Origin of the sequence: Methylophaga frappieri, from assembly GCF_000260965.1 — a bacterium.
Taxonomy (GTDB): Bacteria; Pseudomonadota; Gammaproteobacteria; order Nitrosococcales; family Methylophagaceae; genus Methylophaga; species Methylophaga frappieri.
Genome location: NC_017856.1, coordinates 1,630,822 through 1,649,659, shown reverse-complemented (window position 1 = coordinate 1,649,659; position 18,838 = coordinate 1,630,822). Strand labels below are relative to the sequence as shown.

Genomic DNA, 18,838 nt, shown 5'->3' with positions numbered 1-18,838 from the left:
CAGGGCTATGACGCCACTGATCAAAATACGGGATTTGCATTTTTATCGCGGTAATAAAGCGATTTTCGATGGTATCGATATCGACATTTATCGCGGTAAGGTGACGGCTATCATGGGGCCAAGTGGCACAGGAAAAACCACTTTGCTGAAGTTGATTGGCGGTCAGTTGAAACCCCATCGTGGCACTATTGAAGTCGATGGCCAAGATGTCAATAAACTGAATCGGTCGTCACTGTATGCGCTTCGTAAACGGATGGGAATGCTGTTTCAGAGTGGTGCATTACTTACTGATATCAGTGTTTTTGATAATGTTGCGTTCCCGCTTCGCGAGCATACGCGACTGCCCGCCTCGATGATTCGCGATTTGGTATTAATGAAATTACAGGCCGTTGGTTTACGTAATGCGCGACATTTAATGCCATCAGAGTTGTCAGGAGGTATGGCGCGTCGTGTTGCGCTGGCCCGTGCCATGGCGCTGGATCCGATGATGATTATGTATGATGAGCCTTTTACTGGTCAGGATCCTATCTCAATGGGCACCCTGGTCAACCTGATCCGGCGGGTTAACGATGCCATGGGACTAACCAGTATTGTGGTGTCACATGATGTTGCCGAAACAGCGCGCATTGCCGATGATATTTACTTACTTTCTGGCGGAAAAGTGATCGAACAGGGCACCACAGAGCAGTTGAAAAAGTCGGGTTCGCCTTGGGTTGAACAATTTTTGCAAGGTTTACCCGATGGTCCGGTACCGTTTCATTATCCGGGAACCAGTTTTGAGGCGGATCTGATGGCAGGGGAGGAATCCCAATGATGACAATCCGACGTCTTGGGCGCTGGGGCTTAAGCACAATGGAACGTCTGGGACGTGCCAGTTTGTTGCTTGGTCAGGTTCTCGTTGGCACGCCCGCTTTATTCTTGCGTTTTTCTCTGGTGGTTCAGCAGCTTTTCTATGTCGGGGTCTTGTCGGTACTGATCATTGTGATTTCCGGACTGTTTGTCGGCATGGTGCTTGGCTTGCAGGGCTACAATACGCTTGTTGATTTTGGCGCAGAAGAATCGTTAGGTGTGTTGGTCTCTTTGTCGCTGGTGAGAGAGCTGGGACCGGTGGTCAGCGCGTTACTGTTTGCCGGTCGTGCGGGTTCGGCATTAACCGCGGAAGTCGGTTTAATGAAAAGTACGGAACAACTTTCTGGTATGGAGATGATGGCGGTTGATCCAGTGCGTCGCGTCATTGCACCACGGTTTTTGGCCGGGGTAGTTTCGATGCCTCTGTTAGCAGCGATATTCAGTGCTGTGGGCGTCTTGGGTGCATTTCTCGTTGGACATGGCCTGCTGGGTGTTGACGATGGTGCTTTCTGGTCACAAATGCAAGCTAAAACAGATTGGTATGATGACGTATTAAACGGCGTAATTAAAAGCATTGTATTTGGTTTTGTTGTCACATGGATAGCCTTGTTTGAAGGCTATGATGCGGTGCCGACATCTGAGGGCGTGGGACGGGCGACAACCCGTACCGTTGTGCACTCAGCATTTGCGATTCTTGGGCTGGATTTTGTTCTGACAGCGTTGATGTTCGGAGAGTAGGTAATGATGCAAAATAAACAAGCAGAGATTCTGGTCGGCCTGTTCGTCGCCGCTGGGTTAGCAGCCCTGTTCATGCTGGCAATGAAAGTCAGTAATCTAGGTGATTTGGCGGATCAGCAGGGCTACCAAGTGACGGCCAACTTTCAGAATATTGGCGGGTTAAAAGTGCGCTCACCGGTTTCGATGGCCGGGGTGCGCGTTGGTCGTGTCGCCAATATTAAACTGGACCCGAATACGTATGATGCCGTTGTGACACTCAATATTTATTCCCAGTACGACACCATCCCGCTGGATAGCTCGGCCAGTATTTTCACCGCTGGTTTGCTGGGTGAACAATATATCGGTTTAGAAGCCGGCGCAGATGATTTTTATCTGGCCGATGGTGATGAAATAATGCTGACCCAACCAGCGGTGGTGCTGGAGCAGATTATTGGTCAGTTTCTTTATAGTCAGGCAGAAGGTAACTGAACATGATGCAACTATTAAAAAGTCCAAAACAGTTTACTGCGATGCTTCTCAGTTTGGCATTGCTGGCGGTGATAGGAACTGTATCGGCAGCCGACATGCCGGCACCTCAGGCATTAGTTAAAACCGCTTCTGATGATATGTTGGCCGCGCTGAAAGAGAATGAGGCCAAGTTGGAAGCAGATCCAACACAAATATATGGTCTGGTGGAAGAAATTCTTATTCCACATTTTGATTTTGCTCGAATGGCCAAGCTGGCATTGGGGAAAAACTGGCATCAACTGGACGGGGAGCAACAAAAACAGTTTGTTGAAGAGTTTCGCATTCTGCTGGTGCGTACTTATTCCACTGCGATGTTGGAGTACACAGAAGAAGAAATTCGGTTTTTGCCGTTTCATGATGACTTAAGCAAAAAACGGGTCAATGTGCCAATGGAAGTGGTGCAAACTGGCGGGCCTGCTATTCCAATGGTGTTGTCGTTGTATCAAAACAAAGAAGATGCCTGGAAGGTCTATGACGTCAAAATAGAAGGTATTAGTCTGGTGACCAATTATCGTTCTTCCTTTGCGCGGGATATTAATAACGGCGGGGTGGAAAAACTGCTTGCAGATTTGACCGCCCGGAATCAGAAAGCCCGGTTATGACGGTCAGTTTGGACGATGCAACACAAAGACTGATAGTCAGTGATGTGCTGACGTTTGAAACGGTTGCGCAGAATTTGGCGCAAAGTGAACCACTTATCGCTGAGCTGACAACAATCAATGTCGATTTGGAGAATGTTGAACACAGTGACAGTGCGGGACTGGCATTGTTGATTCAATGGTTGCGTATGGCAAAACAACAAGATAAAGCCATTTACTTCTCAAATCTGCCCACACAAATGCAAGCCATGGCGAAAGCCAGTGGTTTGGAAACACTTTTACCTCAGGAATCTTTGTAAGTATGAAAGCCAGTGAAATTAAGCAGTTAATCGAAGCCGGATTGCCTGATGCCGACGTTGTCGTTATCGGCGAGGATGGTGAGCATTTTGATGCGGTGGTGATTTGTCCTGCCTTTGCTGGTAAAAGCCTCATTGAACAACACCGTATGGTTAAGGCCACACTGGGCGATAAGTTTACCAGTGGCGAACTGCATGCCTTGTCATTAAAAACCCGTGCCGAGAAGTAGTCTGCGACCACTGAAAATCGAGAAACTATGGATAAATTGATTATTAATGGTGGCGCGGCGCTGGATGGCGAGATCAGAATATCTGGTGCGAAAAACGCGGCATTACCGATATTAATGGGCGCGTTGTTGGCCGACGGGCCAGTTCGCATCGGTAATGTGCCACACTTGCATGATATTACGACTACGCTTGAGCTATTGGGTCGGATGGGGGTGACGCTAACGGTCGATGAACGTTCTGGTGTTGTCATTGATCCGACTACGCTGTCGGCCACCGAAGCAGCCTACGATCTGGTGAAAACCATGCGGGCTTCCATTCTGGTGCTTGGTCCATTATTAGCAAAATACGGGAAAGCAGATGTGTCTCTGCCGGGTGGTTGTGCTATTGGTTCACGCCCAGTAGACCTGCATTTGCGTGGGCTCGAAGCAATGGGTGCAGACATAAAAGTTGAAAATGGCTACATCCGTGCGACTAGTGGCAAAGGCCTTGTCGGCGCGCATATTTTTATGGATCAGGTAACGGTAACCGGTACTGAAAACTTGATGATGGCGGCGACTCTGGCAAAAGGCAAAACGGTTATCGAAAATGCGGCAAGAGAGCCGGAAGTGGTTGATTTAGCCAATTACCTTATCAAGATGGGTGCTAATATTCAGGGAGCCGGTACCGCGACGCTTACCATTCAAGGTGTTGAGGTGTTATCAGGAACAGATTACACCATTTTGCCTGACCGTATCGAAACGGGTACCTATTTAGTCGCGGCGGCAATGACGCGTGGTCGGGTCAAACTGAAAGATACCGATGCCAATCAATTGGAAGCGGTACTACTCAAGCTGGAAGAGGCGGGTGCAGAGTTAACTGTTGGTAAAGACTGGATTTCATTAGATATGCAGGGTCGTCGACCTCGCGCTGTGAATATCAGAACGGCACCTTATCCGGCCTTCCCAACCGATATGCAAGCACAATTTACGGCATTGAATAGCGTTGCTGAGGGGCAGGCAACCATTGTGGAAACCGTGTTTGAAAACCGGTTTATGCATGTACAGGAAATGCAGCGTATGGGAGCAAACCTGCAAATTGAAGGTAATACGGTTGTCTGTCAGGGACAACCTCAGTTAACTGCTGCGCCGGTAATGGCTACCGATTTGCGTGCCTCAGCCTGCTTGGTGCTGGCGGCATTGGTCGCTGAAGGGGAAACGGTGGTGGAGCGGATTTACCATATCGACCGTGGTTACGAGTGTATCGAAGAAAAATTACAGCAACTCGGTGCGCGAATTCGACGGGTGCCAACGGCGATCCGGAGTGCAGCCAATGGCTGAGCAATTGACGCTGGCCTTATCCAAAGGACGTATTTTTCAAGAAACGCTGCCCTTACTTAAAGCAGCCGGTATTGAACCTGTTGACGATCCAGAAACCAGTCGCAAGTTGATTCTGGAAACCAATCAGCCAACAGTCCGTCTTATTATTGTTCGCGCTTCTGATGTACCGGCATATGTTGCTTTTGGTGGCGCAGATCTTGGGGTGGCAGGTAAAGATGTGTTGCTTGAGCATCCTGATGCCGCGTTATATGAGCCAGTTGATTTGAAAATTGCCCGTTGTCGATTGATGACGGCCGGTAAACCCGATATACCGACTCCGATTGGTCGGCTCAAAGTGGCAACCAAATTTGTCGAAAGCACGCGACGGTTTTACGCGGCAAAGGGCGAGCAGGTTGATATTATAAAGCTTTATGGCTCAATGGAGTTGGCGCCATTGGTTGGCTTGGCTGATCGTATTGTTGATGTGGTTGATACCGGCAATACCTTAAGAGCCAATGGTCTGGAACCCTTAGAGCATATCGCGGATATTAGTTCGCGCTTGGTTGTGAATAAAGCGTCAATGAAAACCAAACATCAACGGATTCAAGAGTTTATTTCTAATATCCGTGACGCGGTAAGAGAAAGAAATGATGATTGATATCAGTCAACTTAATTATAGTTCAGCCGATTTTTGGCAACAACTTACCCATCTTCTGGCTTGGGAAGGCGTGTCTGATGCGGCGGTAACGGAAACCGTTAGAAACATACTGGCCGACGTAAAAAAACGTGGCGATGCGGCGGTGGTCGAATACAGCTGTCGTTTTGACCGCTTGAACGTCTCCACTATGGCGGAGTTGGAAATTCCACTGAACCGTGCGCAGGCAGCGCTGAATAATATTCCAGTTGTGCAGCGCCAGGCCTTGGAACAGGCGGCAGAGCGGGTTCGTCGTTACCATGAACATCAAAAACAAGATTCTTGGCAATATACGGAAGCCGATGGCACGGTACTGGGTCAACAAGTAACACCTTTAGACCGGGCTGGTTTGTATGTGCCTGGTGGCAAGGCGGCTTACCCCTCTTCGGTATTAATGAACGCTTTGCCAGCCAAAGTGGCCGGTGTCAAAGAATTGATTATGGTTGTGCCAACGCCGGATGGCGAAGTGAATGAACTGGTGCTTGCTGCTGCAGCCATCGCAGGTGTTGATCGGATTTTTGCCGTGGGTGGTGCTCAAGCTGTCGCTGCTTTAGCTTATGGTACTGAAACCATTCCGCAGGTAGATAAAATTGTTGGACCGGGCAATATTTTTGTGGCTACGGCAAAAGGCATGGTGTTTGGGACCGTTGGTATTGACATGATTGCCGGGCCATCAGAAATTTTGGTGATCTGTGATGGCAAAACGGATCCTGACTGGATAGCGATGGATTTGTTTTCGCAGGCTGAGCATGACGAAGATGCGCAATCCATTTTGGTTTCACCCGATGCCGATTTTTTACGACGAGTTTCTGAATCCATCGAAAAGTTGCTGCCCACGATGGAGCGACAAGAGATCATCACAACCTCACTGAACAGCAGAGGGGCATTGATTCAAGTGGCAGATTTGGATGAAGCGATTGAAGTGGCTAACTTTATTGCTGCGGAACACTTGGAGCTGTCTGTTGATGATCCAGCCGAAATGGCGAAAAAAATCCGCCACGCGGGCGCGATTTTTATGGGCCGTTATACGCCGGAAGCGCTTGGTGATTATTGTGCGGGACCAAATCACGTCTTACCTACCTCGCGGACAGCCAGATTTAGTTCTCCGCTGGGCGTTTATGACTTTCAAAAACGATCCAGTCTGATTCAGGTTTCTGCAGAAGGCGCACAGCCTTTGGGTAAGATTGCTTCGGTACTGGCGAGAGGCGAGAGCCTGACCGCACATGCACGCAGTGCGGAATATCGTCTGAAGTCCTGATGAGTCAATATTGGAGTGACTTTGTGCATTCGCTGGAGCCTTACGTGCCCGGTGAACAACCGCGTGGCCATAATTTGGTTAAGCTAAACACCAATGAAAATCCATTTGGCCCTTCGCCCAAAGTGATTGAAGCCATTCGACATGCGGCAGATGACCGGCTGCGTTTGTATCCGGTTCCGGATGGTGGCCTATTACGTCAAACGATTGCCGATTACCACGATGTTGAGATAAAGCATGTTTTTGTAGGTAATGGCTCTGATGAAGTGCTGGCGCATGTTTTTCATGGCTTGTTCAAGCATGACTTACCGATTTTTTTTCCGGATATTACGTACAGTTTCTATCCAGTCTATTGTCAGCTATACGATATTGATTATCGTCAGATCCCGTTAGCTGGGGACTTTTCGCTGAAGGTGTCTGATTATCTGCAGCCCAATGGCGGTATTATTTTCCCCAACCCGAATGCGCCCACTGGCCGACCATTGTCGGTGTCAGAAATTGACGTATTACTGCAAAAAAATACCGGATCAGTCGTCGTCATTGACGAAGCTTATGTTGATTTTGGCGGTGAATCGGCAGTTCAGCTAACAAAGCACTATCCGAATCTATTGGTTACGCAAACACTCTCCAAGTCGCGGTCTTTGGCAGGAATGCGAATTGGCTTTGCTATTGGTGATGCCGCACTCATAGAAGCCTTGGTAAGAGTGAAAGATAGCTTTAATTCTTATCCTCTTGATAGCCTAGCGATTGCGGCGGGTGTTGCTGCATTTGAAGATGAAGCCTACTTTGCTTCTTGTCAGCAGAAGGTGATTGCTGCGCGAGAGGATGTGACACAGGCAATGCAAGCATTGGGTTTTGACGTGTTACCTTCAGCCGCGAATTTCGTGTTTGCCCGACATGCTGATTATGACGCGGCTAAATTGGCGCAGGCATTGCGCGAGGCCGGCATCATTGTCCGACATTTTAAAAAGCCACGGATTGAACAGTTCTTGCGAATTACCATTGGCACAACGGAACAGAACAGATTATTGCTGGCCGAGCTGGCGCGCTTGCTTTAACGTTTTTTTCTTTCCAAAAGATAACGTAAACGCTGTCGGTCATCAGCATATTGTTGACGTGCTTGTTCCAGTTCGGTGCTAATCTCACGGTGCATCTTTTGGTGATTGGTCAATTCCTGACCTGCCGCCATCAATCGTTTTTGCAGATTATTACTGATTGACTGACCTTCGATTTCCCGCTGCGCCGCTTCTTGTTGAATCCGAATCAGTTTTTGCTCTAAATCAGGAATCTTGTCCTTAAGCAGATTTTGCTTTTCAATGAGATAACTCAGTTCTTTATCCTGCGCGGCATCAAGTTCAGCTTCAGAACGATACAGGGCTAATAAATTAGAATCATAGAGTCGTTGTTGCCGTTGGCGTTCCGCTTCTACTTTGGCTTGTTGTTCAGCGATGGCACGTTGCTCTGCCTGCTTCTCAGCGCGTACCGCCTGTTCGGCAAGTTCTGCTTCTGTCAGCGCGGGTGGAATCCGTTCAATCAAGCGCATGGTTTCATCATCAAGAATATCGTAGCCTTTTTGCGCCGCTTCAGATGGTAGGTGTTTACTTAGTGTTGGCGTACCGGACTCATCCTTGAAACGAAACAACTGGCCTGCCTCACTCACGCTGACAATGGCCAATAGGGTAAGTAAAAAGGTGCTGTTACATAACGCTTTGCGTATCATCCCTAGCCTCGACTAATTTTTCGGGTGTCTTCATGACGCTGTTTGAACATTGTATTCTGTTTGTTGTTTCATTGTTAGCCAATACCTTTTCTGCGTTAAGTGGCGGTGGTGCCGGCCTGATCCAGTTCCCGGTGCTGATTTTTCTGGGCTTGAGTTTTGCCGTTGCTCTGGCGACACATAAAGTTGCCAGTGTCGCCTTGGGCTTGGGGGCGATATTGCGTTATCTGCGTACCAGTCGGCTTGAACGACAGTTTGTCAGTTTGTTACTGGTTGCCGGGTTACCGGGTGTCGTGCTGGGGGGCAATCTGATTTTGCAAGTTCCGGATCGGCTGGCCGAGGTGGCACTGGGTGTATTAACCGGCAGTTTGGGGATTTATTCATTTTTAACACCGGACTTAGGGCAAGATTATCAACCTAAACGACGCGATGTGCGTGGTTTTGCTTGGGGTGGTGGAGCGCTGTTTTTTCTGGGTGTGTTGAATGGTTCGTTAACTTCCGGAACCGGTTTGTTTGTGACGCTGTGGCTGGTGCTTTGGTTTGGCATGGATTATCAACGTGCCGTTGCCTACACCCTAATTCTGGTGGGACTGTTCTGGAATGGGGCGGGGGCGATAACGCTGGGCATATTGGGAGATATTCGCTGGGACTGGTTGCCAGCACTGCTCTTCGGCTCATTAATAGGCGGTTATCTCGGTTCGCATTTGGCGCTGCGCTGGGGTAATCGCTGGATTAAACGCTGCTTTGAAATCGTGACATTATTGATAGGAATTCGGCTCATTACCGGGCCAATTTAAACACCATATTCAGCCCGATAGGCAGCGACGGCATCACGATGTGTTTGTAAGTCAGATGCTGATTCCAGATAACGCAATAAATCTGCCAGACAGATAATACTGAAAACAGGTATGCCATAGTTGGCTTCAACTTGGGCAATGGCAGACAGCGCAGTTTGCCCCCGTTCCTGCCGATCCAGAGCGATAACAACCCCAGCCGGTTCAGCGCCTGCTGCCCGAATCAATTCGACAGACTCGCCGACAGAGGTACCTGCAGAAATGACATCATCAATAATGAGAACACGACCTGCAAGTGGGGCGCCGACCAACGTTCCGCCTTCGCCGTGATCTTTGGCTTCTTTACGATTAAAAGCATAAGGCACGTCACGTTGATGCTGTTCCGCCAAGGCAATCGCCGTGGCTGAAGCAAGCGGAATACCCTTATAGGCAGGCCCAAACAACACATCAAAAGCCACTTCACTGTCAACAATACGCTGTGCGTAAAACTGGCCCAGTCGTGCCAGACTGGCGCCACTATGGAACAAGCCACTGTTAAAAAAGTATGGGCTTTGGCGGCCTGACTTTAAGGTAAATCGGCCAAATCGTAATACGCCGGTGTTAAGTGCAAATTCAATAAATTGTTGTGGCTGATGCGTCATGAGGCAATATTCTGAATGAGATAAACAGCGGTTTCACCAAACAAGTTAGGCAATAACCGAATAGCCGGAGTGTCTTTGTAAGCATGGTTGACGACACTGCGGCCCAGCACATTATAACGATTTGCTGCGCATAATTTTTCAAAGTCTTTAATGGTACAAAGATGAATATTCGGCGTTTCAAACCAGGCGTTTGGCAGGCTTTTCGAAACCGGCATATGGCCACCCAGACCCAGCTGTAAACGACAACGCCAATGACCGAAGTTGGGAAAACCAATAATGCCATGTTGACCAACACGCATGATTTCATGCAACAGAAAATCCGGGCGTTTGATAGCCTGCAAGGTTTGCGACAAGATGACGTAGTCAAAACTGTGATCGGCAAATTGCCGCAACCCATCATCCAGATCGGCTTGGATGACTTGGATACCAGCGCGCAGACAGTCCGGAAACTTACTATTGTCGATTTCCAGTCCGTAACCCGTAATACCTCGCTGTTGCAGGTGGTTAAGCAAAGTGCCATTGCCGCAACCAAGATCCAGCACGCGGCTGCCGTCTGGAATCCAGTCACTAATGATTTGCAAGTCAAGTCGAAGGGTCATTAAAGGTTTACCTCACGCGCCACTTGTTGCATATAGGTCGAAAAAATTTCCATATATCGGGGGATCGGCATCAGGAAAGCATCATGACCTTGGTTTGCTTCAATTTCAGCATAGCTGACTTGTTTACCAGCGGTTAACATGGCATTGACGATTTCTAATGAACGGAGTGGAGAAAAACGCCAGTCACTGGTAAAGGACATGACCAGTGTTTTCGCTGTGATGGGTTGCATCGCCGCCGATAAATCATCATTGAATGCTTTGGCAGGATCAAAGTAGTCCAATGATTTGGTCATTAGAAGATAAGTATTGGCATCAAATCGTTCGACAAAGCTTGAGCTCTGATAGCGTAAATAACTTTCGATTTGAAACTCAACGCCGTAGCCATATTGAATAGCGCCGCTGCGCAACTCTCGACCAAACTTTTGCCCCATGGCCTCATCAGACAAGTAAGTAATATGACCCAACATTCTGGCCAGACCGAGTCCTTGTCTGGGCAATGTATTATGCGCGGCATAATGGCCGTCATGAAAATCTGGATCCGACTTGATTGCCGTACGGGCAACTTCATTAAAAGCAATATTTTGTGCTGATAATTTTGGCGCAGCGGCAATAATCAAGGCATGTCGCAGGCGATTCGGTAACGAGATAGCCCACTGTAGCGCCTGCATACCACCTAAACTGCCACCAATTACCGCTGCCCATTGCGACACGCCTAATGTGTCGGCGAGAATGGCCTGACTGTTCACCCAGTCATTAACGGTGACGATAGGGAAATCTGGCCCATAAACTTGGCCGGTTTCGGGATTTATTGTGGTTGGCCCGGTTGAGCCTTTGCAGCCACCTAAATTATTTGGACAGACGACGAAAAAGTGATTGGTATCAATCGCTTTTCCGGGACCAATCGCGGATTCCCACCAACCAGGTTTACGATCGTCAAGATCATGATATCCCGCTGCATGGTGGTCGCCAGACAATGCATGACAGATCAGAACCGCATTGGATTTGTCGGCATTCAATTGTCCATAAGTTTCATAAATGAGTGTGAACTCAGGTAACGTGCGACCGCAGTCCAATGTTAATGGTGTTTTAACATGCAATGTGTGCGGCGCGACAATACCAACAGAATCGGCTGGCAATGAATCAGGCATAGTGGCGTTCCAAAGAGTGTAGAAGCATTTTAAGTGGCGACAGTACGCTCGACAATCATATTAGCGATCGCGATAGCTCAGAAATAAGGCCAACAATAAACATATTGAAGGCTTGCAATAGAACGATCACTAATAACGGCGCCAAATCTAAGCCACCCATGTCAGGAAGTCGCTGCCGAACCGGATCAAGTAGTGGCGCATTTAACCTTGAAATCAGCGACATCATGGGGTGATAACTGCCGGCAGGCGTTACCCAACTGAGAATCACTTCAACGATGATACTGATGGTAAATAAAGTGACAAATAAAGAACACAAGTCGGCGAGTGCAAGCAACAGCAACATGAACAGATTTGGCACAACACCTTGTAATGCTGTAATGAAAAATAATTTGCAGAGTGCTAATAAAATCAAGAGCAACAAGACGGCGCTATCCAGTCGACCAATGGCCGGCATGAACTGACGCATCGGTTTAATTGCTGGTTGCGTAGCACGAATGACAAATTGACTAAGCGGGGCATGGCTTGGCCAATGAATCCACGGCATCAATAAGCGCAGTGCAACCACCATCATGTAGAGAAAAAACAGCGTTTCGATAATGAAGATTAACGGGTTTGCAAAATAACTAGGTGTCATTGTCCTGTCCCAACTGGTGGCCGAGTTCTCGCGCCCGAAGCGCCGCTGCAACGATGGCATTTTCAAACAAGCCGTGTAGGCCGCCATCTTCTAGTTCATGAATGGCGCGTTCTGTGGTGCCGCCCGGTGAGGTAACCTGATGTCGAAGCGTTGCAGCAGAATGCTTACTTTCCAAGGCCATTTTAGCGGCGCCAAAAGCGGTTTCCAAACATAACAGTCTGGCGGTTTCCTCGGGTAATCCTAATTCCATCGCCGCTGCTTGCATGGCTTCCATGACCAGGAAAAAATAAGCTGGACCACTGCCGGATATCGCGGTGACGGCGTCCATTTGCTGTTCATTTTCAACCCAGATAACGAGTCCAACGGCGCGCATCACGGACTCTGCTAACTGGCGCTGTGCCGTCGAAGTTTGTGTGTTGGCAAATAACGCGGTTGCCCCCGCCTGAACTAAGGCTGGTGTGTTCGGCATGGCGCGCACGATAGCGGTACCGGCATGATTCAGCCAGCGCGCCATATCATCAGTATGAATCCCGGCCGCGATAGAAATCATCAGTGCTTGCGGCGGCCAAACAGGGGACAGACTCTTAATCACCTGCTGAAGCATTTGCGGCTTGACTGCCAGAATGATCACAGTCGCCTCTTCTAAGACTGTGTCTGCAGCATTATAAACGGTGATGCCAAAATCAGCGGCAAGGCGCTGTCTAGTTTCGGTTTGCGGCTCGATAACATGGATCTGTTCCGCGGGCATTTTATCTGCAATTAAGCCACCGATGAGGCTGCGGGCCATATTGCCGCCGCCGATGAAAACGATCTTGTCTTGAATCATAATGCTGTTCTGATTTGTGTGAAGTGGTCAGTGTACTGAATTATGGTGTTTGCTGGGTATGTCGTTCACCAAATAATGCTGTGCCAACTCGGACAAGGTTGCTGCCTTCAGCAATCGCAATGGTCATATCTGCTGACATCCCCATTGACAGGGTATCAATAGATTTAAATCGACTTTGCAATGACTGATAAAGTTGATATGTCCTAGCGAATGTGCGTCGTTGCTCGGATTCATCCGGTGTGACTTTGGGAATGACCATTAGTCCTCTCAGCGCCACCTTGGGCAATTTGATGACGGCATCCGCCAGTGCCGGTAATGCTTCAGGCGTAACACCGGATTTTTGTGGCTCTTGGTCAATATTGACTTGTAAACAAACATTTAATGGCGGCAACGCATCTGGACGTTGTTGGGAAAGACGCTGAATTATTTTAAGCCGGTCCACGCTATGCACCCAATCAAAATGATGAGCAATGTCCTGCGTCTTATTGGATTGGATCGGGCCAATAAAATGCCAGATGAGATTTTCGTTGCCAAGCAGGTCAATTTTAGTCAGTGCTTCTTGCAGGTAATTTTCACCAAAATCTCGTTGGCCGGCTTCAGCCAGCGTTTTCACCACATCTGCAGGCCAGGTTTTGCTGACAGCCAGCAGAGCGACGTCGTTTTCTGGTCGTCCTGCTTGCTTTTCAGCAGAGCGAATATTCGTCAGTACGTTTTGTAATCTTTTTTTTGCGTCCATTTTGTTGCAAGCCTTTTAAGAGCACGCTACCTTAGCAAAATAGCGGCGGCATTACGCCAGACATTCATTACAGGAAAAGTCTATGGATATTACTGAACTGCTTACCTTCAGTGCAAAAAACAACGCCTCGGATTTGCACATATCCTCGGGTGAGCCGCCTATGATTCGTGTCGATGGTGATGTTAAGCGGATTAATCTACCGCCAATGGAACACAAAGATGTTCACAGCATGATTTACGACATCATGAATGACAAACAGCGCAAAGACTTTGAGGAGTTTCTTGAAGCCGACTTTTCATTTGAAGTGCCAAATCTGGCGCGTTTTCGGGTCAATGCATTCAATCAAAATCGTGGTGCGGCGGCTGTTTTTCGGACCATTCCTTCGGTCGTTCTCACTTTAGAGCAACTTGGGGCGCCAGATATCTTTAAGCAAATTGCCGATAATCATCGCGGCATCGTTTTGGTGACAGGACCGACCGGTAGTGGTAAGTCCACCACGCTGGCGGCAATGATTAATTATCGTAATGAAAAAGATAATGAGCATATTCTGACGATTGAAGATCCGATAGAGTTTGTGCACAAAAGTAAAAAATGCTTGATCAACCAGCGTGAAGTACACCGCGACACCCATGGCTTCAGTGAAGCCTTGCGCAGTGCATTACGGGAAGATCCTGACATTATTTTGGTGGGTGAGCTACGGGATTTGGAAACCATCAGGCTGGCTTTGACTGCTGCGGAAACAGGTCACTTGGTGTTTGGAACGTTGCATACCTCTTCAGCGGCGAAAACGATTGACAGGATTATTGACGTTTTCCCAGCAGCGGAAAAAGCCATGGTGCGGTCAATGTTATCAGAATCGTTACGGGCCGTTATTTCGCAGACATTGTTGAAAAAAATAGGCGGTGGTCGTATTGCTGCCCATGAAATTATGATTGGGACGCCAGCAATTCGTAACCTGATTCGCGAAGACAAAGTCCCGCAAATGTACTCAGCAATCCAAACCGGTGGCGCGATCGGTATGCAGACTCTGGATCAATGCTTACAAGATCTGATTCGTCGTCAGCAAATTACCAAAGGCGAGGCATTGCCTCGTGCGGTTAATAAAGACTTATTCCGTTAGGAGCGATTGATTATGGAAATTGTCACCATTCTCAAGGCAGCGGTAAAACATGAAGCGTCGGATATATTCATTACGGCAGAGCGGCCGCCGACATTGAAAGTCAATGGGCGTATGGCAACATTATCGCAAGAACCGTTGACAGATGAGCAGGCGCGTAATCTGGTGCTCAGCACCATGAATGATGAACAAAAAAGAACCTTTGAGCGTGATAAAGAATGTAATTACGCCATTGATGCCAAAGGGGCTGGACGTTTTCGGGTGAGTGCGCTTTATCAGCGTAACCGGGTGGGAATGGTCATGCGCTTGGTCAAAGAGGACATCCCCACCATCGAACAATTGAATGTTCCGGAAATTATCAAAGATCTCTCTATGACCAAACGCGGGTTGGTTATTTTTGTCGGGGCAACCGGTAGCGGTAAATCTACAACGCTGGCAGCCATGATTGGCTACCGTAATCAAAACAGCACCGGGCATATTTTAACTATCGAAGATCCAATCGAGTTCAGTCACAAACATGCTGGCTGTGTGGTCACTCAGCGTGAAGTCGGCGTCGATACCGATTCCTATGCCATTGCTCTGAAAAACTCTCTACGGCAGGCACCGGATGTCATCATGATTGGCGAGATTCGTTCTCGCGATACGATGGATTACGGTATTGCCTTTGCTGAGACGGGGCATTTATGTTTATCGACATTACACGCGAACAATGCCAACCAGGCCTTGGACAGGATCATTAACTTTTTCCCTGAAGATCGTCATCAGCAACTGTTTATGGATATGTCGCTTAATTTAAAAGCAGTAGTAGCACAGCGACTCATTCCTAAAAAAGATGGCATCGGGCTCTGTGTCGCCGTTGAGGTCATGGTAAATACGCCACTGATTGGGGACTTGATTGAAAAAGGCAAAGTCTCTGAAATTAAAGATGTCATGAAGCGTTCTCGAGAACTAGGCATGCAGACCTTTGACCAGGCTGTTTATGACTTATATAAAGCAGGGCAGATTTCTTATGAGGATGCTTTGAAAAATGCCGACTCAACAAATGAAGTCAGGCTAATGATTAAACTGGGTGCTGAGACTGGTGAACTGCCGGAATCACTGGCTGATGATGGTGGTCTCGCATTGGAACCTGAAAACGAAGGTTTTATGGGACGCCTATAAGAAATGACTAATAACCTTGATTAATGAATGTATTAGACGGCAATCATTATTCGTATTATGATTACTGTCAGGCAAATGCAACAGTTGTACTTTTTAAGCAACACAGCTGTTGTTTACGCTTTGTAAAACTCTTTCTGTCTTAAAGAAAAAAGGAAGCGCTCATGAATTTATTTGTCAAACTTGCTGCGACTGTGATGACAGTCAGCCTGTTGGCTGCCTGCGCCGGCCAAGATAAACGTACAGCCGATACTTACCTGCTTTGTTCTGCCAGTGGTGCCATTGTCGGTGGTGCAGGTGTTGGTGCGGTGAGTGGTGGTGCCGGTGCTGTTGGTGGTGCCGTTGCTGGCTCACAATTGGCCTTGTTACTCTGCGGTCCGGACGAAATGCCTGCTGAGCCAGAGCCTGTTGAAGAACCTGTAGTGTGTGAAATGACAGCGCCCGCGGGTGCTCTGACAGACCAAAATGGTTGTGCTTTCGATAGTGATAATGATGGTGTCGTTGATGGTATCGATATGTGTCCAGCAACCCCTGAAGGTGTTCAAGTAGACAGTGAAGGCTGCCCATTAGATTCTGATGGTGATGGCGTTGCAGACTACAGAGACCTGTGCCCAGGTACGCCTGCTGGTGTCAAAGTGGATAGAGATGGCTGCCCAGTAAGTGGTGCCAACATTCTGTCATTGACCGGTGTTAACTTTGCCTTTGATAAAGCGGTTCTGACACCAGAAGCTGAAATGATTCTGGATGATGCGGTCGCACAAATCAAAGATACCGATGATGTTTTGGAAGTTCGCGTTGAAGGTCATACTGACAGCGTGGGTCCTGAAGCTTACAACCTGAATCTGTCTCAGCGTCGTGCTGAAGCTGTAGTCGATTATCTGGTTGCAAACGGCGTTAATGGTTCACAACTGGTGCCAGTTGGTATGGGTGAAGGTCAGCCAGTTGCCGACAACAGCACTAGCCAAGGTCGTGCTGAAAACCGTCGTGTTGATTTCGTTGTTGTTGAATAAAACAACGTTAATCTGAGTGTTACAAAAAAGGCCCTTCACAGGGCCTTTTTTTTGGTCAATGAAGCAAGGGATATAGCCCGGAAGATCTCACCTGACCATCCGCTTCATTCAACCATTGCTGATATTCATCGGTTTGCATAATTTTAGTGACATGTGACCGTACCTGTTTTGCGGACATGCCCGGCCGCAGACTGGGGTGGTAAAGTAGTTTTAATAGCATGTAATCCAGCCCAGTCAAAAACTCATCCACACTTCGATCATTAAAAATTGATGGGAAAACGCGGTCATCATCGTTAGGTAATCCCATGATCTGTGTGAGCTCTTCAACAATACAGCTTAAGAGTTTAGCGTTAGCACGAGCACGGTCAACCGGGATCAGTACCAGCGCATGCTTGATGTGATTACCTGCGGTACTGATACGTGCCAGGCAAATATTATGATGCTGAATAGCGGTTAATTGTGTCCCAGTCAGCTCAAATTTTTGTTTTAAATCCTCACCTAAATTTTGCTCATTAGTAAAATAAATTTGCAACTTTGATGATTCAGCTGTTTTAGCAGGCAGGAAGGTGGTGCCGGTAATACTGGCAAGTTGTGACAAATGAATTTTGGTCAGTTGGTTGTGCAGCGCTTTATCACCTGTCTCATGGTGAATAAAGTAGGTGATAGGTTGCTCCCAACGACGAAGCACTTGGGGAGCTGAATTATATTCACTTTGCAGTGCAATACGCTCAAAACTCTCTTGAATAAATGACGGGTTTTGCCAATGTGATGCGAAGCTGGGAGGAGGGCCAAGACATAGCAGTATCGTGACCATCCCAGATGATCGTACAAGTTGTTTTTTTATTGAATGGCTTAAAGAGACTTTGAACGTTTTTTTCATGAATAGTGTCAGCTTGAAGGGGTGGGCTTCACGCGTTAATTTAAAAGTAGTTTAGAGCCAAGGGACTGAATGCCGTATCAAATATGGCAAGGCTGTTGGTCAAGTAAAAATTGCAAACCTAAATTTAATCGGAAAGCCGAGTTTTGATTTCTAAAATTTCCGTCATATTTTGCTCTAAAAGTGGCGGTAAATCTGGATCGAGATGCGTACCAGCTTGTTCTTTAATATAGGAAAGGGCCTCTTCAACCGGCCAGGCATGCTTGTATGGGCGCTCACTAGTCAACGCATCGAAAACATCGGCAATCGCGATGATACGGCTTTCAATCGGAATCTCTTCACCTTTTAAACCATTAGGATAACCGGAACCATCCCATTTTTCGTGGTGTGTTAGCGCAATTAAATGCGCCAATTGGATAAGTCTTGATCGAGAGTTGGCTAAGATTTCCGCACCAATTAGCGTGTGCGTTTTCATTTCATCAAATTCTTCGGCTGTTAATTTATCAGGTTTCAGCAGAATCCGATCAGCGATGCCGATTTTACCAATATCATGCATCGGGGCGGCCATCATCAGTTCATCAGCCGCATAGTCATCAAAGCCATACGCAAGAGCTATAACCTTGGCATAATGACTCATTCGCTGAACATGCATGCCGGTCTCATTATCTTTATACTCTGCAGCGCGGCCAAGCCGATGAATCAAATCAATGTGCGTAGCATGAAGTTCATCTGCTCGCACTAACGAGATGTGGGTTTTAACTCTGGCCAATACCGTTGAAGGCACCACTGGCTTAACAATGTAATCTACAGCACCAATTTCAAAGCCTTGGGCTTCATCAACGGCATCTTGTAACGCAGTAACAAAAATGACAGGTATATGAGCATAATCGGTCATCGATTTGAGATGTTGACAGACCTCCAGCCCGGTCATTTCGGGCATCATAATATCGAGCAGAATTAGATCTGGCTGCTCTTTCTCAACGAGTTCAATCGCGCTTTTACCCGAGCGTGCGAAAGATAATTTGTAGCGGTCTCCCAAGATTTGACGTAATACTCTGAGATTGGTCGGCTCATCATCGACAACTAAAATACGAGGGGTAGCTTGATTAGTTAGGGTCAT

The 18,838-nt window shown here is 47.7% G+C and carries 23 protein-coding genes; 14 read left to right on the top strand and 9 right to left on the bottom strand.

Translation table 11 applies throughout. The annotated features are described in order from the left end of the window. The first annotated feature begins 7 nt into the window (after positions 1-7). The 10 genes from Q7C_RS07910 to hisC are packed head-to-tail and all read left to right on the top strand — an operon-like array spanning position 8 to position 7,519. On the top strand, positions 8-814 hold the full coding sequence (locus Q7C_RS07910) for an ABC transporter ATP-binding protein (RefSeq protein ID WP_014704214.1): 807 nt from the start codon (positions 8-10) through the stop codon (positions 812-814). Further along, the gene (gene mlaE / locus Q7C_RS07905; RefSeq protein ID WP_014704213.1) at positions 811-1,587 is read left to right on the top strand and encodes a lipid asymmetry maintenance ABC transporter permease subunit MlaE; all 777 of its coding nucleotides are present in this window, start codon (positions 811-813) and stop codon (positions 1,585-1,587) included. The genes Q7C_RS07910 and mlaE overlap by 4 nt, the downstream gene beginning before the upstream one ends. Positions 1,588-1,590: 3 nt before the next feature. Further along, positions 1,591-2,055, top strand: coding sequence for an outer membrane lipid asymmetry maintenance protein MlaD (gene mlaD, locus Q7C_RS07900; RefSeq protein ID WP_014704212.1), 465 nt, complete (start codon positions 1,591-1,593; stop codon positions 2,053-2,055). A gap of 2 nt (positions 2,056-2,057) precedes the next feature. Then, positions 2,058-2,696 (top strand): MlaC/ttg2D family ABC transporter substrate-binding protein, encoded by a 639-nt coding sequence (locus tag Q7C_RS07895; protein WP_014704211.1) that lies wholly within the window; start codon positions 2,058-2,060, stop codon positions 2,694-2,696. Beyond that, positions 2,693-2,992: an STAS domain-containing protein gene (locus Q7C_RS07890; protein WP_014704210.1), complete on the top strand. Its 300-nt coding sequence runs from the start codon at positions 2,693-2,695 to the stop codon at positions 2,990-2,992. Before Q7C_RS07895 ends, Q7C_RS07890 begins: the two co-directional genes overlap by 4 nt. Before the next feature lie 2 nt (positions 2,993-2,994). Then, complete coding sequence (locus Q7C_RS07885) at positions 2,995-3,219, top strand: BolA family protein (RefSeq protein WP_014704209.1); 225 nt, start codon at positions 2,995-2,997, stop codon at positions 3,217-3,219. A gap of 27 nt (positions 3,220-3,246) precedes the next feature. Then, a complete protein-coding gene (murA, locus tag Q7C_RS07880) occupies positions 3,247-4,533 on the top strand; it encodes a UDP-N-acetylglucosamine 1-carboxyvinyltransferase (protein WP_014704208.1) in 1,287 nt (428 codons plus the stop codon). After that, the gene (gene hisG, locus Q7C_RS07875) at positions 4,526-5,170 is read left to right on the top strand and encodes an ATP phosphoribosyltransferase (protein ID WP_014704207.1); all 645 of its coding nucleotides are present in this window, start codon (positions 4,526-4,528) and stop codon (positions 5,168-5,170) included. The genes murA and hisG overlap by 8 nt, the downstream gene beginning before the upstream one ends. Then, positions 5,163-6,464, top strand: a complete 1,302-nt coding sequence (gene hisD, locus Q7C_RS07870) for a histidinol dehydrogenase (RefSeq protein WP_014704206.1) — start codon at positions 5,163-5,165, stop codon at positions 6,462-6,464. Before hisG ends, hisD begins: the two co-directional genes overlap by 8 nt. Beyond that, complete coding sequence (gene hisC, locus Q7C_RS07865) at positions 6,464-7,519, top strand: histidinol-phosphate transaminase (RefSeq protein WP_041366669.1); 1,056 nt, start codon at positions 6,464-6,466, stop codon at positions 7,517-7,519. Before hisD ends, hisC begins: the two co-directional genes overlap by 1 nt. On the opposite strand, the gene Q7C_RS07860 is transcribed toward hisC, so the two are convergent. Further along, positions 7,516-8,181: a hypothetical protein gene (locus Q7C_RS07860; protein WP_014704204.1), complete on the bottom strand. Its 666-nt coding sequence runs from the start codon at positions 8,179-8,181 to the stop codon at positions 7,516-7,518. The two genes, hisC and Q7C_RS07860, sit on opposite strands and share 4 nt — an antisense overlap. 32 nt (positions 8,182-8,213) lie before the next feature. Here Q7C_RS07860 and Q7C_RS07855 point away from each other — a divergent pair, with 32 nt between their 5' ends. Next, positions 8,214-8,975, top strand: a complete 762-nt coding sequence (locus tag Q7C_RS07855) for a sulfite exporter TauE/SafE family protein (protein WP_014704203.1) — start codon at positions 8,214-8,216, stop codon at positions 8,973-8,975. Here the strand turns inward: Q7C_RS07855 and pyrE are convergent. The 6 genes from pyrE to Q7C_RS07825 are packed head-to-tail and all read right to left on the bottom strand — an operon-like array spanning position 8,972 to position 13,556. After that, positions 8,972-9,613 carry an orotate phosphoribosyltransferase gene (pyrE, locus tag Q7C_RS07850; RefSeq protein ID WP_014704202.1) on the bottom strand — a complete coding sequence of 214 codons (642 nt, stop codon included), beginning with the start codon at positions 9,611-9,613 and terminating at the stop codon, positions 8,972-8,974. The two genes, Q7C_RS07855 and pyrE, sit on opposite strands and share 4 nt — an antisense overlap. Further along, the gene (gene metW / locus Q7C_RS07845; protein WP_014704201.1) at positions 9,610-10,212 is read right to left on the bottom strand and encodes a methionine biosynthesis protein MetW; all 603 of its coding nucleotides are present in this window, start codon (positions 10,210-10,212) and stop codon (positions 9,610-9,612) included. Before metW ends, pyrE begins: the two co-directional genes overlap by 4 nt. After that, positions 10,212-11,360: a homoserine O-succinyltransferase MetX gene (gene metX / locus Q7C_RS07840; RefSeq protein ID WP_014704200.1), complete on the bottom strand. Its 1,149-nt coding sequence runs from the start codon at positions 11,358-11,360 to the stop codon at positions 10,212-10,214. The genes metW and metX overlap by 1 nt, the downstream gene beginning before the upstream one ends. 55 nt (positions 11,361-11,415) lie before the next feature. Continuing rightward, positions 11,416-11,994 (bottom strand): YggT family protein, encoded by a 579-nt coding sequence (locus Q7C_RS07835; RefSeq protein ID WP_014704199.1) that lies wholly within the window; start codon positions 11,992-11,994, stop codon positions 11,416-11,418. Further along, complete coding sequence (gene proC, locus Q7C_RS07830; protein WP_014704198.1) at positions 11,984-12,820, bottom strand: pyrroline-5-carboxylate reductase; 837 nt, start codon at positions 12,818-12,820, stop codon at positions 11,984-11,986. The genes Q7C_RS07835 and proC overlap by 11 nt, the downstream gene beginning before the upstream one ends. A 40-nt stretch (positions 12,821-12,860) precedes the next feature. Further along, the gene (locus Q7C_RS07825; RefSeq protein WP_014704197.1) at positions 12,861-13,556 is read right to left on the bottom strand and encodes a YggS family pyridoxal phosphate-dependent enzyme; all 696 of its coding nucleotides are present in this window, start codon (positions 13,554-13,556) and stop codon (positions 12,861-12,863) included. Positions 13,557-13,638: 82 nt separating this feature from the next. On the opposite strand from Q7C_RS07825, the gene Q7C_RS07820 reads away from it, so the two are divergent. From Q7C_RS07820 to Q7C_RS07810, 3 genes are all read left to right on the top strand, one after another. Beyond that, on the top strand, positions 13,639-14,676 hold the full coding sequence (locus tag Q7C_RS07820) for a type IV pilus twitching motility protein PilT (protein ID WP_014704196.1): 1,038 nt from the start codon (positions 13,639-13,641) through the stop codon (positions 14,674-14,676). A 12-nt stretch (positions 14,677-14,688) separates the two neighbouring features. Beyond that, entirely contained in the window at positions 14,689-15,834 is a 1,146-nt protein-coding gene (locus tag Q7C_RS07815) for a PilT/PilU family type 4a pilus ATPase (protein WP_014704195.1), read from the top strand. Between the two features lie 161 nt (positions 15,835-15,995). Continuing rightward, positions 15,996-16,841: an OmpA family protein gene (locus Q7C_RS07810; protein WP_014704194.1), complete on the top strand. Its 846-nt coding sequence runs from the start codon at positions 15,996-15,998 to the stop codon at positions 16,839-16,841. A 55-nt stretch (positions 16,842-16,896) separates the two neighbouring features. On the opposite strand, the gene Q7C_RS07805 is transcribed toward Q7C_RS07810, so the two are convergent. Continuing rightward, positions 16,897-17,655 (bottom strand): DUF2927 domain-containing protein, encoded by a 759-nt coding sequence (locus tag Q7C_RS07805; RefSeq protein WP_187287363.1) that lies wholly within the window; start codon positions 17,653-17,655, stop codon positions 16,897-16,899. A gap of 190 nt (positions 17,656-17,845) precedes the next feature. Further along, on the bottom strand, positions 17,846-18,838 hold the full coding sequence (locus tag Q7C_RS07800; RefSeq protein WP_014704192.1) for a response regulator: 993 nt from the start codon (positions 18,836-18,838) through the stop codon (positions 17,846-17,848).

Excerpts from the sequence above, each read along its gene's own strand:
- metX (WP_014704200.1), bottom strand. The coding sequence starts at position 11,360 with ATGCCTGATTCATTGCCAGCCGATTCTGTTGGTATTGTCGCGCCGCAC.
- murA (WP_014704208.1), top strand. The coding sequence starts at position 3,247 with ATGGATAAATTGATTATTAATGGTGGCGCGGCGCTGGATGGCGAGATC.
- proC (WP_014704198.1), bottom strand. The coding sequence starts at position 12,820 with ATGATTCAAGACAAGATCGTTTTCATCGGCGGCGGCAATATGGCCCGC.
- Q7C_RS07815 (WP_014704195.1), top strand. The coding sequence starts at position 14,689 with ATGGAAATTGTCACCATTCTCAAGGCAGCGGTAAAACATGAAGCGTCG.
- hisD (WP_014704206.1), top strand. The coding sequence starts at position 5,163 with ATGATTGATATCAGTCAACTTAATTATAGTTCAGCCGATTTTTGGCAA.
- Q7C_RS07860 (WP_014704204.1), bottom strand. The coding sequence starts at position 8,181 with ATGATACGCAAAGCGTTATGTAACAGCACCTTTTTACTTACCCTATTG.
- Q7C_RS07885 (WP_014704209.1), top strand. The coding sequence starts at position 2,995 with ATGAAAGCCAGTGAAATTAAGCAGTTAATCGAAGCCGGATTGCCTGAT.
- Q7C_RS07805 (WP_187287363.1), bottom strand. The coding sequence starts at position 17,655 with ATGGTCACGATACTGCTATGTCTTGGCCCTCCTCCCAGCTTCGCATCA.
- Q7C_RS07890 (WP_014704210.1), top strand. The coding sequence starts at position 2,693 with ATGACGGTCAGTTTGGACGATGCAACACAAAGACTGATAGTCAGTGAT.
- Q7C_RS07800 (WP_014704192.1), bottom strand. The coding sequence starts at position 18,838 with ATGACCCTAACTAATCAAGCTACCCCTCGTATTTTAGTTGTCGATGAT.
- mlaD (WP_014704212.1), top strand. The coding sequence starts at position 1,591 with ATGATGCAAAATAAACAAGCAGAGATTCTGGTCGGCCTGTTCGTCGCC.
- Q7C_RS07825 (WP_014704197.1), bottom strand. The coding sequence starts at position 13,556 with ATGGACGCAAAAAAAAGATTACAAAACGTACTGACGAATATTCGCTCT.
- hisC (WP_041366669.1), top strand. The coding sequence starts at position 6,464 with ATGAGTCAATATTGGAGTGACTTTGTGCATTCGCTGGAGCCTTACGTG.
- Q7C_RS07910 (WP_014704214.1), top strand. The coding sequence starts at position 8 with ATGACGCCACTGATCAAAATACGGGATTTGCATTTTTATCGCGGTAAT.
- Q7C_RS07895 (WP_014704211.1), top strand. The coding sequence starts at position 2,058 with ATGATGCAACTATTAAAAAGTCCAAAACAGTTTACTGCGATGCTTCTC.
- hisG (WP_014704207.1), top strand. The coding sequence starts at position 4,526 with ATGGCTGAGCAATTGACGCTGGCCTTATCCAAAGGACGTATTTTTCAA.
- mlaE (WP_014704213.1), top strand. The coding sequence starts at position 811 with ATGATGACAATCCGACGTCTTGGGCGCTGGGGCTTAAGCACAATGGAA.
- Q7C_RS07835 (WP_014704199.1), bottom strand. The coding sequence starts at position 11,994 with ATGACACCTAGTTATTTTGCAAACCCGTTAATCTTCATTATCGAAACG.
- pyrE (WP_014704202.1), bottom strand. The coding sequence starts at position 9,613 with ATGACGCATCAGCCACAACAATTTATTGAATTTGCACTTAACACCGGC.
- Q7C_RS07820 (WP_014704196.1), top strand. The coding sequence starts at position 13,639 with ATGGATATTACTGAACTGCTTACCTTCAGTGCAAAAAACAACGCCTCG.
- metW (WP_014704201.1), bottom strand. The coding sequence starts at position 10,212 with ATGACCCTTCGACTTGACTTGCAAATCATTAGTGACTGGATTCCAGAC.
- Q7C_RS07810 (WP_014704194.1), top strand. The coding sequence starts at position 15,996 with ATGAATTTATTTGTCAAACTTGCTGCGACTGTGATGACAGTCAGCCTG.
- Q7C_RS07855 (WP_014704203.1), top strand. The coding sequence starts at position 8,214 with ATGACGCTGTTTGAACATTGTATTCTGTTTGTTGTTTCATTGTTAGCC.